Origin of the sequence: Cognatishimia activa (assembly GCF_017798205.1) — a bacterium.
Lineage (GTDB): Bacteria > Pseudomonadota > Alphaproteobacteria > Rhodobacterales > Rhodobacteraceae > Cognatishimia > Cognatishimia activa_A.
This window is the reverse complement of record NZ_CP060010.1, coordinates 236,067-251,181: the sequence shown is the minus strand read 5'-3', so window position 1 is coordinate 251,181 and position 15,115 is coordinate 236,067. Positions and strand designations below refer to the sequence as shown.

Annotated in this window: 14 protein-coding genes and 1 riboswitch; of the genes, 8 read left to right on the top strand and 6 right to left on the bottom strand. The window is 60.2% G+C overall.

Features of this window, described 5'->3' with window-relative positions; genetic code table 11:
- Nucleotides 1-3: 3 nt before the first annotated feature.
- The 5 genes from HZ995_RS01205 to HZ995_RS01185 are packed head-to-tail and all read right to left on the bottom strand — an operon-like array spanning nt 4 to nt 6,521.
- The gene (locus tag HZ995_RS01205; RefSeq protein ID WP_209356882.1) at nt 4-633 is read right to left on the bottom strand and encodes a precorrin-8X methylmutase; all 630 of its coding nucleotides are present in this window, start codon (nt 631-633) and stop codon (nt 4-6) included.
- Nucleotides 633-1,763, bottom strand: a complete 1,131-nt coding sequence (gene cobG / locus HZ995_RS01200) for a precorrin-3B synthase (RefSeq protein WP_209356881.1) — start codon at nt 1,761-1,763, stop codon at nt 633-635. Before cobG ends, HZ995_RS01205 begins: the two co-directional genes overlap by 1 nt.
- A complete protein-coding gene (gene cobN / locus HZ995_RS01195) occupies nt 1,760-5,041 on the bottom strand; it encodes a cobaltochelatase subunit CobN (protein ID WP_209356880.1) in 3,282 nt (1,093 codons plus the stop codon). The genes cobG and cobN overlap by 4 nt, the downstream gene beginning before the upstream one ends.
- A gap of 2 nt (nt 5,042-5,043) precedes the next feature.
- Nucleotides 5,044-6,138, bottom strand: a complete 1,095-nt coding sequence (gene cobW, locus HZ995_RS01190) for a cobalamin biosynthesis protein CobW (protein WP_209356879.1) — start codon at nt 6,136-6,138, stop codon at nt 5,044-5,046.
- A gap of 5 nt (nt 6,139-6,143) precedes the next feature.
- A complete protein-coding gene (locus tag HZ995_RS01185) occupies nt 6,144-6,521 on the bottom strand; it encodes a DUF1636 family protein (RefSeq protein ID WP_209356878.1) in 378 nt (125 codons plus the stop codon).
- Nucleotides 6,522-6,601: 80 nt separating this feature from the next.
- A riboswitch (cobalamin riboswitch) is annotated at nt 6,602-6,811 on the bottom strand.
- A gap of 37 nt (nt 6,812-6,848) precedes the next feature.
- On the opposite strand from HZ995_RS01185, the gene cobO reads away from it, so the two are divergent.
- The 8 genes from cobO to nhaA all read left to right on the top strand — a co-directional run bounded on the left by cobO (nt 6,849) and on the right by nhaA (nt 14,118).
- On the top strand, nt 6,849-7,466 hold the full coding sequence (gene cobO, locus HZ995_RS01180; RefSeq protein ID WP_209356877.1) for a cob(I)yrinic acid a,c-diamide adenosyltransferase: 618 nt from the start codon (nt 6,849-6,851) through the stop codon (nt 7,464-7,466).
- A complete protein-coding gene (locus HZ995_RS01175) occupies nt 7,466-7,813 on the top strand; it encodes a Lin0512 family protein (protein ID WP_209356876.1) in 348 nt (115 codons plus the stop codon). The genes cobO and HZ995_RS01175 overlap by 1 nt, the downstream gene beginning before the upstream one ends.
- Entirely contained in the window at nt 7,810-8,154 is a 345-nt protein-coding gene (locus HZ995_RS01170) for a Lin0512 family protein (protein WP_209356875.1), read from the top strand. Before HZ995_RS01175 ends, HZ995_RS01170 begins: the two co-directional genes overlap by 4 nt.
- A 3-nt stretch (nt 8,155-8,157) precedes the next feature.
- The gene (locus HZ995_RS01165) at nt 8,158-9,606 is read left to right on the top strand and encodes a cobyric acid synthase (protein ID WP_209356874.1); all 1,449 of its coding nucleotides are present in this window, start codon (nt 8,158-8,160) and stop codon (nt 9,604-9,606) included.
- A gap of 120 nt (nt 9,607-9,726) precedes the next feature.
- Entirely contained in the window at nt 9,727-10,446 is a 720-nt protein-coding gene (gene modA / locus HZ995_RS01160) for a molybdate ABC transporter substrate-binding protein (protein WP_209356873.1), read from the top strand.
- Entirely contained in the window at nt 10,443-11,147 is a 705-nt protein-coding gene (gene modB, locus HZ995_RS01155; RefSeq protein WP_209356872.1) for a molybdate ABC transporter permease subunit, read from the top strand. Before modA ends, modB begins: the two co-directional genes overlap by 4 nt.
- Nucleotides 11,144-12,229, top strand: coding sequence for a molybdenum ABC transporter ATP-binding protein (gene modC, locus HZ995_RS01150; RefSeq protein ID WP_209356871.1), 1,086 nt, complete (start codon nt 11,144-11,146; stop codon nt 12,227-12,229). Before modB ends, modC begins: the two co-directional genes overlap by 4 nt.
- An 80-nt stretch (nt 12,230-12,309) precedes the next feature.
- The gene (nhaA, locus tag HZ995_RS01145; protein ID WP_209356870.1) at nt 12,310-14,118 is read left to right on the top strand and encodes a Na+/H+ antiporter NhaA; all 1,809 of its coding nucleotides are present in this window, start codon (nt 12,310-12,312) and stop codon (nt 14,116-14,118) included.
- Here the strand turns inward: nhaA and HZ995_RS01140 are convergent.
- Nucleotides 14,065-15,057 carry a GlxA family transcriptional regulator gene (locus HZ995_RS01140; RefSeq protein WP_245168701.1) on the bottom strand — a complete coding sequence of 331 codons (993 nt, stop codon included), beginning with the start codon at nt 15,055-15,057 and terminating at the stop codon, nt 14,065-14,067. The genes nhaA and HZ995_RS01140 overlap by 54 nt on opposite strands.
- Nucleotides 15,058-15,115 lie beyond the last annotated feature (58 nt).

The window sequence follows — 15,115 nt, the reverse complement described above, 5'->3', positions numbered from 1 at the left end:
GCGCTATTCCTTGCGGCTGGCGATGGCGTTGATCGCGGCGACGGTCATGGCGGATCCACCCAGACGGCCTTCGACGATCATGCAGGGTACCGGCTGGTCATTCCAAAGCGCGTCTTTGGACTCGGCGGCTCCGATGAAGCCAACGGGGCAACCGATGATGGCGGCAGGGCGCGGGCAGGTCGGGTCTTCAAGCATGTTCAGGAGGTGGAAGAGTGCCGTCGGCGCGTTGCCAATCGCCACAATCGCGCCGCCCAAGCGGTCGCGCCAATGTTCAAGGGCTGCAGCGGAGCGGGTGTTGCCGATCTCTTTGGCGAGCTCATAGATGCCGTCTGCGTGCAGGGTGCAGATCACCTCATTGTCCGCGGGCAGGCGCGGGCGGGTCACGCCCTCAGAGACCATGCGTGCGTCACAAAAGATCGGCGCGCCACCTTCCATCGCAGTGCGGGCTGCGGTGACCATGCCGGGGGTGAATTTGACGTGTTTTTCTAGCCCGACCATGCCAGCGGCGTGGATCATGCGCACGACGACCTGTTCTTCGTCCTTGTCAAAGCCATCAAGGGCGGCCTCGCGGCGGATGGTGGCAAAGCTTTCGTCATAGATGGCTTGGCCGTTTTTCTCGTATTCGTAAGGCATCAAAACTCTCCGATGCGGGTCTTTAGGTCGTCAGGGCTGAGGCCCGTTAAGGTCGGGGCATCCCATGCGTGGCCGTCTTTCACAAGGTCAAACATGCCGTCGCGGCCCACCAATGTCAGGCCAGAGGGTCGCGCGCGGGCGCAGCCTTTGGAACAGCCGCTGATGTGGATGCGTTTGTTGGTCATGCCGGCGAGTGAGCTGGCGAGGTCGCGGGTCTGAACCGAGGCCGAACGGCACATCGGAGCCCCCGGGCATGCGTCCACAGTCAGGCGTGGATCGTCAGCGGATGTGATGAAATCCGTGGTCTCGCAGGGCACTGCGTCTTCCAGAAGAAACAGCCGCCACGGGGTCGTGCGCAGTGCGGTTGCCCCGTTGGTCTCGATGAGATCGCGAAGGGCGTTGGCGTCAATCTGACCAAAGGGAGCGCCCATTATCTGCCCATAGGCGTAAGGGCCCGGCGTGTCTTTGATACGCGTTGCACGTGGCGCGACTTGCTGCCAAACTGAAGCGAGCTCTTGAGTGGCTAACAGAGACTTCATGCGGCGCATTTCGCCCGTTGCATGGCCAGCGAACCACGTCGCGAGGTCAATAATAGCATCTACCGCGGAATCGACTGTAACAGGCCTGCCAGTCGCAGCTCCATCAGCGCGGAGGATGAGGCCCGTGTCAGCAGCTTCTACACGGATGTCAGCGGAGGCTTTCGTCAAGATGGGGGCGGGACCTGCGTCAATCGCCATTCCGAACTTGGCGGGCAAGTTTGGCAATTCATGCAAGCGGGCCATGAGGTTTCGCGCAATCACATGACTCGCGTCCCCAGCGCGCCAGTCAAAGGGCAGCAGAATATTGCGGCGGGCCTCAAGGTCTGGATCATCAGGCAAGAGGTCTAGACCGTTTAGTGCCTCCAAAAGCGTTTCGTGATCGCGCTCTGACACGCCTCGGATCTGCACATTTGCGCGGCTGGTCAGGTCGATGACCCCCGAGCCGAAACGTTGTGACACGTCACACAGGCCAATCACCTGATCGCGCGTCATGCGCCCAAAAACGGGCCGGATCCGCACCACAAGCCCGTCGCCCGACATCATCGGCCTATAGGCACCGGGGCACCAGCCTTTGGCAACAGGACGGCTCACGCGATGCGCTCCAGATCCGCGAGGATCGAGTTGCGGCGGGTTTGCCAGAGACCTGCTTCATAAAGCTCGGCAAACCGCGCCCGTATCGCCTCGAGGGCCTGCGGGTTGTGCTCTTGCAGGAAGGCCACGATGGCGTCATCCCCAAGGGTCGCATCATGGTAGGCGTCAAAAAGCTGCGGATGCACCGCGTCGGCGAGATGCGCAAAGGCTGCCATATGTTCGAGCGTTGCCGCGATCTCGGCCCCGCCTCGGAAGCTGTGCCGCATCATGCCTGCGAGCCACTCCGGGTTGGTCGCGCGAGCATGGACAACGCGGGCGACCTCTTCGTCCAAAGCTCGGGCGCGGGGACGGTCGGGGTTGGTGCTGTCGAGGTGGTAGAGGTTTGCCTCTCCGCCGGTGATAGATTGCGCCGCGGCGAAGCCTGCTTCATGGCTCGCGTAATCGACGGCCAAGAGGATATCGGTTTCGGGCAGGTCTTGGGCATGCACAAAACTATCCGCTGCGGCCACGCGGTCGCGGATGCCCGATTGGTCTTGGTGCGGTGTGTCCTGATCCAAGGCCCAAGAGGAGGCCGACAACCAAGCCTCGCCAGCGCGCGTGCGGCCCTCGGTGCCGTAGTCCGTCAAGTGGCCCATGCCTAGACCATAGCTGCCCGGCGCTGGGCCATAGACGCGCGGAGCAGGGGTGTCGCCAGCAAAAGGGTTCCAGTCGCGGGACTCCTCGCGGGCTGCCAATGCACGTACGGCTTGAGAAAAGAGCGCGGATAGAGATGGAAACACATCGCGGAACAGGCCCGAGACGCGCAATGTCACGTCGATGCGGGGGCGGTCCAGCATGGCGATCGGCAGGATTTCAACGCCAGAGACCCGCTCAGACCCTTCATCCCACACGGGCTTCGCGCCCAAGAGATGGAGCGCCATCGCAAATTCTTCGCCCGCCGTGCGCATGGTGGCCGAGCCCCAGAGGTCGACGATCAGGTTTTTGGGGTAGTCGCCTTCTTCTTGAAGGTGGCGGCGGACCAATTCTTCGGCCAGTTTGACACCCTGCGCATAGGCTGAGCGTGTGGGGACGGACCGCGGGTCCGTAGTGAACAGATTGCGCCCTGTAGGCAGCACATCAGTACGGCCTCGGTAGGGAGAGCCAGAGGGGCCGGCTTCGATCCGTTTGCCTTGTAGCGCGCGAGCTAAGGCCGCGCGTTCCGACGTCGCAGAAGGTGCCGCGTCAAAGGCCTCTTGGCCTTCTGGAGCGCGACCAAAGACATGCAGCCCGTCGCCGAACTGGCTTTCTTTGATGTCACAGACCAAAGTGTCAATGCGGGTGATGGCTTCGGCGAGACAGGTGGCGCCGTCTAGTCCCAGTTGCGCGGCTAGTCCCAGAGCCTCGGCCTCGTCGCGGATGCCGTCCTGCAGGCGATCTCTGCGTTTCGGGTCTAGGCCGTCAGCATTGGAGAACTCATCCAAGAGGCTTTCCAAGTGGGCGAACTTCTGCGGGGCGGCGCTTTCTTTCAGGGGAGGCGGCACATGGCCCAAGGTCACGGCTCCGATGCGGCGTTTGGCTTGGGCGGCTTCGCCGGGGTCGTTGACGATGAACGGATAGATGACGGGCATATGGCCCGTTAGTGCTTCGGGCCAGCAAGTGTTCGACAAGGCGACAGATTTGCCGGGCAGCCATTCGAGCGTGCCGTGTGCGCCCACGTGGATGAGCGCATCTGCGCCAAAGCTTTTCCGCAGCCATAGGTAAAAGGCCACATAGGAATGGCGCGGGGTGCGGGCGAGGTCGTGGTATTCGTCCTCGCGGACGTCTTCGGATCCGCGCTCAGGTTGCAGGGCGATTGTGACATTGCCACTCTGGATTGCTGTGAATTCAAAGGCTCCGTCTTTGACCAGAGCATCGGTCTCGGGAGCGCCCCAAACCTTTGTTAAATCGTCACGCAGCTCTGGAGGCAGATCGCCTGTGGCCTCGGAGTAGTCTGCCAGCGAGAAACGCAGGGACTGAGTGCCGAGCGCCGCGCCGAGCCAGCCCGCGTCGCCCGCCGTGGGTCTCAAACCCTCGGACGCGAGATCCTCCACAATGGCCTCAGCACTCGCTAAAGCATCCAGCCCCACAGCATGCGCCATATTCCAATCGGCTCCGGGGTAAGTCGATAAAACCACCGCCGCTCGTTTTTCGGACACTGGCGTTTCAGAAAGCTTCACCCATGCCGCGACTTTGTCGGCCACGGCCTCGATCCGATCCGCATGGGCGCGGTGGCCAAAGCGGGAATATTGCAGGTCTGGGTCTTTCTTGCCGGGCTCTTTGAAAGAGGCCACGCCTGCGAAAAGCCGCCCGTCGACCTCTGGCAAAACCACGTGCATGGCAAGGTCTGCTGGTGCGAGGCCGCGTTCACTTTCAGCCCAGGCTTTCTTGCGCGAGGTCGCCAGAGCGATCTGAAAGACCGGCGCGTCTGTGGCATCCAAAGGCGAGGTGCCATCGCTGCCTTTGCCGGAAAAGGCTGTGGCATTCACGACGGCTGCAGGCGCAAGCTCTTGCAAAGTCTGCGCAATCCACGCCGCCGCCTCTGGTTGTTTGAGCGTGGGCGCGAAAAGTCCCATCACCTCAAAACCGCGCGCTCTGAGGGCGGTGAACATGGCCTCAATCGGGGCCAGATCAGCCGAGCTGACGTAGCTGCGATAGAAGGTCAGCGCGACGAGCGGTTTGTCTGTCGTGCGCAGGGCGTCACAGACTCCGGTTTCCGGTGTCCAGCCGCCAAAGTCTGGCAGCTGTTTGGATCCGGCCACAGGTTTCGCATAGATCCCCGCCGCAATCGCCAATTGCGCCAAAGCGGCCTGCGCCGCGACGGCTCCGCCAGTGTCACAAAGATGCGCAAGGCGTTGCAGCGTGGACTTGGGCAGGGTCGAGACTTCGTCCAGCCGCGTATCAGGCCGCCCATCCGCAGGCAGCACGGCCAGGGCAATCCTCTTACGCCGCGCCAGATCCTGCAATTGCTGGATGCCGTAGGACCAATAGGGGATGCCGCCGATCAAACGCACTAAAACGGCCTTCGCGCCCTCAAGCGTGTTCTCGACATAGGTGTCCACAGACAGCGGATGTTTCAACGCCGAGATATTCGCGAGCCTGAGCGACGGCAGATCATCTTTCCCACGATGCCAGCCCGCCGCGAACGCCCCAAGGTCACTGTCGGAATAGGACAATACCACCAGATCCGCCGGAGTCTGTCCGACGTCAAAGGGCGTTTCCGTTTCCTCGAGCCCGTGGCTTTCGCGAAAGACGACGTGCATGGTTAGCTTGCGAAAGCCGCCTCGATGGCTGCGCGGTTCACGTTGTCATGTTCCGCGATGACGACCATTTTGCCTTGGCGCGCCTCATCTGGTTTCCAAGGGCGGTCGAACTGGTGACGCACCCGCGCTCCGACCGCTTGCACCAGAAGGCGCATGGGTTTGCCCTCGACGGCCGCATAGCCTTTGACGCGCAGGATGTTTTGCTCTTTCGCCATGGCTTCGACCTTGGCGGCGAAGGTTGCGGCGTCGATCTGTTCGGGGATGTCGACGACGATGCTGTCGAAATCATCATGGCTGTGGTCATGGTGGTGATGGTGGTCGTGATCATGATCGTCATCGTCATCGTGGTCATGATGATGGTGATGATCCTCATGGTGGCTTGGACGGCTGTCCAGATCGTCCTCGGCTGCCGCATTCAGCCCAAGGATCACGCGGGGATCGACCATGCCTTCCGCCACTTCCACAACCGGCAACGGACGCGGAGAGTTTTCTTCGATCAAAGCCTTCGCCTTGGCGACACCGTCTTCGCCTGCAAGATCAGGTTTGGTCAGCAAAATGATGTCCGCACAGGAAATCTGATCGCCAAAGACTTCGGCCAGCGGAGTTTCGTGATCCAAACCTTCATCCGCCTCGCGCTGGGCGTCGACGGCGGCAACATTCGACGCAAAACGCCCATCCGCAACCGCCTCTGCATCGGCCAGAGCAATCACGCCATCCACAGTGATTTTGGAGCGGATATCGGGCCAGTCAAAGGCCTTCAGCAGAGGTTTCGGCAGCGCCAGACCCGAAGTCTCGATCAGGATGTGATCGGGGCGGGGTTCTAGCGCCATCAGCGCTTCGATTGTGGGGATGAAATCATCGGCCACGGTGCAGCAGATACAGCCGTTCGCCAGCTCCATAATGTTTTCGGCAGGGCAATCAGGGATGGCGCAGGATTTCAGAATGTCGCCATCAACGCCCACATCGCCAAATTCATTCACAACAACCGCCAGACGTTTGCCCTGCGGGTTCTGCATCAGCTTGCTGACCAGCGTTGTCTTGCCCGATCCCAGAAAGCCGGTGATCACAGTGACAGGAAGTTTCTCAAGCGTGCTCATAAGCCTTACTCCGGCAGGCGCAGCGGTGGGATCCGCGCGATACAGTTTTTACGAAAGTGAATGGGGCGTTCGCGCCAGGGGACAAGGCCGTCCTCGGTGCTTGCGTATTTCACAAGCCCCTCATGGGCGAGATCCGCATCCTCGGCGCCGGTGAAATTGCCATAGACATAGGTCCAACGATCCGCACCGCCGCGCACGGCGACGGAACAGCCGCTGTCACAATTGGACAGGCATTCGGTGGTTTTTACGGTCACATGTGCAGGCCACTCTTTGGCCAACAAAGCCTCAGCCAGTTGTGCGCCCGGACGCGGGCCTTCCATATCCGTCGGCATGCCCGCACGGCAGGTCGAACACACTAGAACCTCGACTGGTTCCATAGTCATCATGTCTCTCCTTTCAGGAGGGACAAGGGCGAGTAGGGCGGGCATCATGCGAAGTCCCGACACCGGAACACCCCGTCCGGTTAAAGTCACAGGTGCTGGCAGGTCTCCCGGCTTACGGATCCCAAGGTTTCCCTTGGCGGATTTGGCCCTTCCCAGCTTGCGCCAGTGGCTTGCCAAACCCTCTCCGCTCACGGTCGCGGGGGCGGCTGCGGTTTGGATTGCGTCGCAATCCATGTCGCATTCCCTTTTCACCTGCACTAAATACAGGAACCAACAGGACGGGAATGCGCCTATCCGCCCCCCGAGTCAAGTTATGAGGACGACCCCATGAGTACAGATGCCGACATCTCTGCACGTCACACAGAGAAAATGAAGAAAATCAAGGCCGCGCGGGACCGTTTGATGGAGAATAAGACCGAAGAAAAAGGTCTTATCATGGTGCATACGGGGCCGGGTAAGGGCAAGTCTTCCAGCGGATTCGGCATGATCATGCGCTGTATCTCTCATGGCATGCAGACAGCCGTTGTGCAGTTCATCAAAGGCGCCTGGGCCACGGGGGAACGCGACTTTCTTGAGACGCATTTCAAGGATGAATGTAAGTTCTATGTTTCGGGTGAAGGGTTCACATGGGAGACCCAGGACCGCGACCGCGATATCGCCAAGGCCGAAGCGGGCTGGGAGCTGGCGAAACAGCTCATTCGGGATGAGAACAATCGCTTTGTGTTGCTGGACGAGATCAATATCGCGCTGCGTAATGACTATCTGAATATTGATGAGGTCGTGGAGTTTCTGCTGAACGAGAAACCAATGATGACGCATGTTTGCCTGACAGGGCGGAACGCGAAGCCAGAGTTGATAGAGGCGGCTGATCTGGTGACGGAAATGACCTTAGTGAAACATCCGTTCCGCGACGGGATCAAGGCGCAGAAGGGGGTTGAGTTTTAATGCCCCTCAAACGTCTCCTCACCGAATTCGGCATGGGTAGCTCTCTGCGCCGTCAGGACTATACCGAGGCCGCCACCCGCGCCGTCAAAGATGCGCTGTGGCACAATTCGATCAACCTCGCGGAGCTCTTCGGCAAAGACAAATCCGAGATGCAGATCACCGTCGAGGTCGCGGTCGCCCAGCCCGAGCAGATCGACAAAGCCAAGATCGCCGCGATCTTCCCCTACGGACAGGTCACCGTGACCCCCGTCAAAGGTGGCCTTGACGTACCGCGCCCCGAAGGCAATCCCACCGTTATCGCCAATGTTGCGATCTCTGTGGCGATGGATGTGGAGGTAAAGCCATGAGCGATCAACGATTTATCCTGGAAATGGGCATGGGCAATAACCTCTTCCGTCAGGACTATACCAAGGCAGCAGAACGCGCGATTGAAGACGCGATCCGCCATTCCTGCATTCCGATGTTCGGCACGCTCGGCATCCCCAGTGAAGAGATGCGCGTTTCCGTGACGATCGGTGTGCAAAAACCCGAACAGGTGGATTGCGCGGCCCTGGCCGAGGTGCTGCCACGCGGCAAAGCGACAGTAAAAGCTGTCTTTGGCGGCATGGACGTGACCAACCCCGACAACGGCACCGTGAACGTCATCGCCACCGCTGCGGTCGAAGCCTTTCTGCCAAAACAAGGGTAGCCCATGAGCAAAGCCATCATGATTCAGGGCACCGGCAGCAATGTCGGCAAGTCGATGCTGGTGGCAGGTCTCTGTCGCGCGGCCTTGCGACGCGGACTTTCGGTGGCGCCGTTCAAGCCGCAGAACATGTCCAACAATGCGGCCGTCACGTCTGATGGCGGCGAAATCGGCCGGGCGCAGGCTTTGCAAGCCTTGGCGTGCAAATTGCCCACGACGGTCCACATGAACCCGGTCCTGCTAAAGCCGGAAACCGACGTTGGCGCTCAGGTGGTGGTGCAGGGCAAACGGCTGACCACAGCCAAAGCACGCGATTATGCCAAGCTGAAACCGCAACTGATGGTCTCCGTGCTCGAGAGTTTCAACCATTTGAAATCGAAGCACGATCTCGTCATCGTCGAAGGCGCAGGCAGCCCCGCCGAAGTCAATTTACGAGCAGGTGACATTGCCAATATGGGCTTTGCGCAGGCGTCAAATACGCCCGTGATCCTCGCCGGAGACATCGACCGCGGTGGCGTCATAGCGCAGATCGTCGGCACCCAAGCGGTGATCTCGCCCGAAGACGCAAGCCTCGTCAAAGGCTTCATGATCAACAAGTTCCGCGGCGACCCCAGCCTGTTTGATGATGGCTACGACCTGATCCAAGATACGACCAAATGGCCCGGCTTCGGCGTGCTTCCTTATTTCTATGACGCCTGGAAACTCCCTGCCGAAGACGCGCTCGACCTCAAAGGATCCGACTCCCAAGGCGACATCCATATCGTCTGCCTCGGCCTCTCTCGCATCGCGAATTTCGACGATCTGGATCCTCTCGCCCAAGAACCCGGCGTTCGCCTCACCATGCTGCGCGCAGGCCAGCCGATCCCGGCAGACGCGATACTCGTCATCATCCCCGGCAGCAAATCCACCATCGGAGACCTCGCTTTCCTGCGCGCCCAAGGTTGGGATATCGACCTGCAAGCGCATGTGCGGCGTGGTGGCCATGTCCTCGGGATTTGCGGCGGATATCAGATGCTTGGCACCAAGATCTCAGACCCTGAAGGCATCGAAGGCCCTGCTGGCGACACCAAAGGCCTCGGGTTCCTTGATGTGGAGACCCTGATGACCCCAAACAAGAGCCTGACCGAAGTGAACGCCAAACACGCAAGCTCCGGCATCGATTTCACGGGCTACGAAATCCACATCGGGCGCACCGACGGCCCCGATCGTGCCCGCGCCTTTGCCTCGATCAACAACCGTCCCGAAGGCGCAACCAGCGAAAGCGGCAAAATCCAAGGCAGTTACCTGCACGGCATGTTCCGCGACGATGCGTTCCGCGCCGCGTTTCTTGCAAGCCTTGGCGCCAAGGCATCAGACACCAGCTACGACCAAACCGTCGAAACCACTCTGGACTCTCTCGCGGATCACATCGAGGAACATCTTGACGTTGAGGGCATTCTCGCCGCCGCGAGCTAGTTTCATCTTGCCCAAAATACTCCGGGGGAGGCGCCCTTCAGGGCGACGGGGGCTGGCCCCCTGAACGCTTGCCACTGGCGCAGAGCTCGCCCATAGTCCTTTCGAACTTCGGACACCAAAATGCTGCGCTTTCTATCCTGTATATTCTTCCTTGTACCGACAGTGGCGCTGGCCGAGATCACGGTCTTTGCGGCAGCGAGCCTGCGGGGTGTCTTGGATGAAATTCACGCAAGCGCACCGATCAAAGTGACGGCCTCCTACGCCAGCAGCGCAGCACTCGCGCGTCAAATTGCTCAGGGAGCACCTGCGGATGTGTTCTTCTCGGCCAACCAACTCTGGGCGACGTGGCTGGACGACCAAGCGGTAAAAGAGACCTTCACCGCACAGGATATCCTGCGCAATGAGCTCGTGGTGATTGCATCTGAGGCAGATCCAGACTTTGACATCACGGCGTTACCCGAAACTCTTGGCGATGGGTTTCTTGCGGTGGGTCACACGCGGGCGGTCCCCGCCGGCATATACGCCAAAGAAGCCCTGAGCAGCCTACGTCTTTGGGACGTACTTCAGGACCGCATCATTCAGACCGACAATGTCCGCGCCGCCCTCCGCCTTGTGGCGCTGGGCGAAGCGCCATTTGCCGTGACCTACGCAACAGACGCGCTTGCTGATCCGGCGGTCCACGTGGTGCATCGCTTTGACGAAGAGGACCATAGCCCAATCATCTACCGCGTCGCTCAATTGACTAGGGGCGAAGCCGCAAACGCCTACCTTGACCTTCTGCAAAGCCCCGCCGCCCGCGACATCTTTCGAGCGCATGGGTTTCAGGACATCGCGCCATGACCTGGCTTGCGGACTATCTCGGCCCCGAAGGCTTTGCGGCCATGCGACTGTCGATTTGGGTCAGCCTCTGGGCGACGGCTCTTAGCCTGCCATTGGCGCTTTGGGTGGCGCATCTTTTGGTGCGCAAACGCTTTTGGGGACGAGAGCTTTTGAATATCGCGGTGCATTTGCCGCTGGTCTTGCCGCCTGTTGTCACCGGCTATCTTTTGTTGGTGACCTTCGGACGACGCGCGCCTGTCGGACAGTTTTTGGAAGACACCTTTGGTCTCTTGCTCGCGTTCCGCTGGACAGGCGCGGCGCTTGCGGCGGCGATCATGGGGTTTCCCTTGATGGTGCGCGCGATCCGGCTGGCCTTGGAAAACGTGGACCCAAAACTCGAAGAAGCCGCCGCCACGCTTGGTGCAAGCCGCTGGCGTATCTATGTCACCGTGACTCTCCCCTTGATGGTGCCGGGCGTGATCGCAGGCGCGGTGCTGGCCTTCGCCAAAGCCATCGGAGAATTCGGGGCCACCATCACATTTGTCTCAAACATCCCCGGCCAGACCCAGACTTTGCCCTCGGCCATCTACGCAATGCTTCAAATCCCCGGAGAGGAGCCCCAAGCCTTTCGGCTGGTAATTGTCTCGACCGTGATCGCGGTCATCGCCCTTGTTGCCTCAGAACTGCTCGCGCGTCGGGCTGCGCATAGGGGTGAGTCATGAGCATCGAGGTTCAGATTTCTCATCATTTCCAAGGCTTTGATCTGGATGTAGCGTTTCAAGCACCGGCTGGGGTGACTGCGCTGTTTGGCCCCTCTGGCGCGGGCAAAACCTCGATCATCCAGTCGGTCGCGGGGCTTTTGACGCCGGACGACGGGCAGATCACGATGTCGGGTCGCAAAGTGCTGGACCGCACAGCGGGGATCAACCTTGCGCCGCAAAAGCGAAACGTCGGCTATGTGTTCCAAGAGGCACGGCTGTTTCCCCATCTAAGCGTGGTGCGCAATCTGTCCTACGGACCCAAGGCGCGCGGGCAAGCTGTGGATCACGGCTATCAAGAGCAGATCGTAACGATGCTAGGTCTTGACCACTTGCTGGGCCGCCGCCCTCAGGCCTTGTCTGGCGGAGAAAAACAACGGGTCGCCCTGGCGCGGGCGTTGCTGGCCAAGCCCGAGGTGTTGCTATTGGACGAACCTCTGGCCGCGCTGGATGCCGCGCGCAAAGAGGAAATTTTGCCCTATCTCGAACGTCTTCGAGACCACGCGGAGGTCCCGATCCTCTATGTGAGCCACTCGGTGTCTGAGGTCGCGCGTTTGGCAAATCACGTGATCTTGCTGAGAGATGGCAAGGTGGCGAAGGCGGGGCCCGTGGAGGAGGTGTTCTCTGACACAAGCTCCGCCGCCGTATTGGGATTGCGCGAAAGCGGAGCGGTACTGCGCGCGCGGGTCACGGCGCATCACGAGGATGGGCTCACCGAACTGAGCGGCGCGGGCACAAAGCTTCATTTGCCACGCGTAATGGCCTCGGTTGGAGATGATGTGCGCCTGCGGATCAAAGCCAGCGATGTCATGTTGTCTTTGACCCGCCCAGACGGCATCTCTGCGCTGAATGTGATGGAAGCCCGCATTGAGGACATCCTTGCAGGGCAGGGGCCGGGCGTTTTGGTGCGCCTGGCGTGCGGAGACGCCCATGTCTTGGCGCGGGTCACGCAGCGGTCTGCCAAAACTATGGCGCTTGCCAAAGGTCAGATGGTCTTTGCGATTGTTAAGTCGGTGTCGGTTGCGCAGGCCGATGTGGGTACCTAGTTGGACGTTTCGATGCCTCTTGTCTAATGCGTCACTATCACTAGTATCGCGCGCGACCTTAGAACGGATGAACCCTACGCATGAATGGCTATCTAAAGCACCCGCTCGACACCTCTCGTGACATTGTCGAAGGCAAAGAGAACGGCAGGGTCTCGATTGTCTGGTACATTGATTTCACCAGTGAACGGATGCGCAGGATCCGCGATATCATGCGGCGCACGCGGCTGCGGGCCTTGCCTGAAAACGTGAGTTTCGCCTATCGGTTCCTACCCGCAGTCGGCAATGAGAACGGGTCCGACATCGCCGCGCGCGCAGCCATCGCGGCGGCGGCACAGGGCCGGTTTGACGATATGCGCAACGCGCTGTTTTCGCGTCCTCCGCGCTATACGGTTGGCGTCGTGATGGCGATTGCCGAAGCGCTTGATATGGATCAGGACAAGCTGCGCGACGATATGTTCTCGGATGAGACCACGCAGCGTCTGCAAGACGACCATGACAGCGCGATTGCCTCGGATGCCCATGGCGGCCCGCTCGTATTCATTGATAATCGTCAATATGTTGGCGCTTGGGATGAGGCCGCTGTCACTGAAGCAATCGAGAAGCCGCTCGGTCTGCGGTTGCGCTTGGCGAGCGAAGACTTTTTCCACTGGGCGGCCTCGGCGGGCATGGTTCTGGTGGCGGCAACGATCGCGGCGTTGATTGTAGTGAATGTCGGTTTCCACGAAGCCTATGAACATCTGCGCCACACAAAGATGGGCCTGTTTTTTGCTGACGCGAAATTTTCGCTGTCACTGGAGCATTGGATCAACGACGGCCTCATGGCGCTGTTCTTCCTGATTGTCGGGATCGAGATCAAACGCGAGATGGTCGACGGAGAGCTTTCCGATATGTCCCGCGCCGCCCTGCCGATCCTTGGCGCGATCGGAGGCATGGCTATGCCCGCGTTGATCTATGCGGCGATCAACTGGAACAGCCCAGATACGCTGCATGGCTGGGGTATTCCTATGGCGACTGATATCGCCTTTACGCTCGGGATTATGGCTCTGCTGGGCCGCCGTGTGCCGACCTCGCTCAAGATCTTTGTGTCTGCGCTCGCGATTGCAGATGACCTTGGCGCGATCCTCGTTATTGCGCTCTTCTATGGGCATGGCTTCCATATGGACGCCTTCCTCTTCGGCGTTGGCATTCTGGCGATCATGTTGGTTCTGAACCGCGCGCGGATCTATTCGCGAACGCCGTATCTGCTGTTGGGTGTGGTGCTTTGGTACTTTGTCTATGAAAGCGGCCTGCATGCGACACTCGCAGGTGTTCTGACCGCGCTGGCGATCCCCTCTCGCCGTTCGGCCAGCATTGAGGGCGTAGCGGAACAAGCGGCATCGGTCTTTGAAGCGGAACGCGCGAACACGGCTATCGGGGCTGGCGCATTGGCGCGGCTTGAGTCTGCCGTCGAGCGGTTGCGCGAGCCAGGTTTCCACCTGCAGCACGCACTCGAAGGCTGGTCGAACTTCCTGATCCTGCCTTTGTTCGCCTTCTTTAACACGGGTATTCTGATCATCGGGTCGAGCTTTGCGCTGGGCTCGCCAGAGGTGCTGGGCGTGATGGCAGGGCTCGTGATCGGGAAGCCGCTTGGGATTTTCCTGATCTGCTATCTGGGCGTGCGTTTGGGGCTCGCGAAACTGTCGCCAGAGATCTCCTGGACACAGGTTGTCGGAGCGGGGCTTTTGGCCGGTGTCGGCTTTACCATGTCGATCTTTATCGGCTCGGCGGCCTTTTCGGGCGAGCAGCTGGAAAGCGTCAAACTCGCGATCCTCATCGCCTCGCTGGTCGCAGGCAGCCTAGGGGCGCTCGTCCTCATTATGGCTTCCTCGCCTGAGGCGACTGACGGATAGGCCAAACTGCGCCTTAAACGCACGTGAAAAGCTCGACAGGCTAGCAAAGCCTGTCGCAAAGCCGATGTCCCTGACGGGCATCGGTGTGTCTGTTGCAAGCCTGTGGGCCTCGGTGAGGCGCAGGTGCAGGTAATAGCTTTGCGGGGGCTGGCCGACGTGCTCGGCAAAGAGCTGTTCCAGACGGCGGGGGGATTGGTTTGTCTGTTCGGCGACCTCTTGAATCGGCAGCGGATCGGCCAAGGTCTGTGCCATCAGATCGAGCGCTTGAGTCACCACGGGTGGCCTGCGCGGATCGCGGGGCAGGGAGCTGGGGGTTTGCCAGCGCCCTTCTGGAACCGGATCATAGAGAAAGGCGCCAGCGGTGCGGCGGGCGAGGTCTCCGCCCCAGCGGTTGGCAATCAGATGTAGCATGAGGTCGATCGCTGGCGACGCGCCACCCGAGGTGGCAAAAGGCGGCGAGAGGCAATAGCGGTCGCGGCGGGTTTCGACCTCGGGAAAGCGGCTCGCGAATTCGTCGAGATCTTCCCAATGGGTGGTGGCCGGGTGGCCGTTCAGCAGGCCCGCGCTGGCCAAAAGCCAGGGGCCGCCGTCAATCGCAATGATGCCGGTGTCTTGGTTTTTCAGCCGCCTGAGGCTTGAGGATAGGCGCGGGGTTGCGTGGTTTAGCAAGTTAAACCCCGCAACGACGATCAGCAGATCACAGGTCTCGATGCTGGCAATCGGAGGCCCTTCGACAGTGAGACCCGTTGTCAGTCGCGCTGCCGTACCCTCGGCTGTTGCAAAGCGCCAACGAAACAAAGGCGCGCCGGATTTACGGTTGGCGGCGCGCATGGGGTCGGTCGCGGCCGCAAAGGACAGCGTGTTGCTTTGGTCCAGAACCAGAACCACCGTATCTAGCGGCTTTGGGTCAGGAAGAAAGAGATCTCTCGCGGGTTTCATCAATTTTACTTCGTATTGAGAAAAGTATTTCTGCGCAAGGCGCGGCATAGTGGATGAA

Coding starts and splice junctions, on each gene's coding strand:
- HZ995_RS01140 (WP_245168701.1), bottom strand. CDS start 15,057: ATGAAACCCGCGAGAGATCTCTTTCTTCCTGACCCAAAGCCGCTAGAT.
- HZ995_RS01205 (WP_209356882.1), bottom strand. CDS start 633: ATGCCTTACGAATACGAGAAAAACGGCCAAGCCATCTATGACGAAAGC.
- modA (WP_209356873.1), top strand. CDS start 9,727: ATGCTGCGCTTTCTATCCTGTATATTCTTCCTTGTACCGACAGTGGCG.
- cobO (WP_209356877.1), top strand. CDS start 6,849: ATGAGTACAGATGCCGACATCTCTGCACGTCACACAGAGAAAATGAAG.
- nhaA (WP_209356870.1), top strand. CDS start 12,310: ATGAATGGCTATCTAAAGCACCCGCTCGACACCTCTCGTGACATTGTC.
- HZ995_RS01185 (WP_209356878.1), bottom strand. CDS start 6,521: ATGACTATGGAACCAGTCGAGGTTCTAGTGTGTTCGACCTGCCGTGCG.
- cobW (WP_209356879.1), bottom strand. CDS start 6,138: ATGAGCACGCTTGAGAAACTTCCTGTCACTGTGATCACCGGCTTTCTG.
- modC (WP_209356871.1), top strand. CDS start 11,144: ATGAGCATCGAGGTTCAGATTTCTCATCATTTCCAAGGCTTTGATCTG.
- HZ995_RS01170 (WP_209356875.1), top strand. CDS start 7,810: ATGAGCGATCAACGATTTATCCTGGAAATGGGCATGGGCAATAACCTC.
- cobN (WP_209356880.1), bottom strand. CDS start 5,041: ATGCACGTCGTCTTTCGCGAAAGCCACGGGCTCGAGGAAACGGAAACG.
- modB (WP_209356872.1), top strand. CDS start 10,443: ATGACCTGGCTTGCGGACTATCTCGGCCCCGAAGGCTTTGCGGCCATG.
- HZ995_RS01175 (WP_209356876.1), top strand. CDS start 7,466: ATGCCCCTCAAACGTCTCCTCACCGAATTCGGCATGGGTAGCTCTCTG.
- HZ995_RS01165 (WP_209356874.1), top strand. CDS start 8,158: ATGAGCAAAGCCATCATGATTCAGGGCACCGGCAGCAATGTCGGCAAG.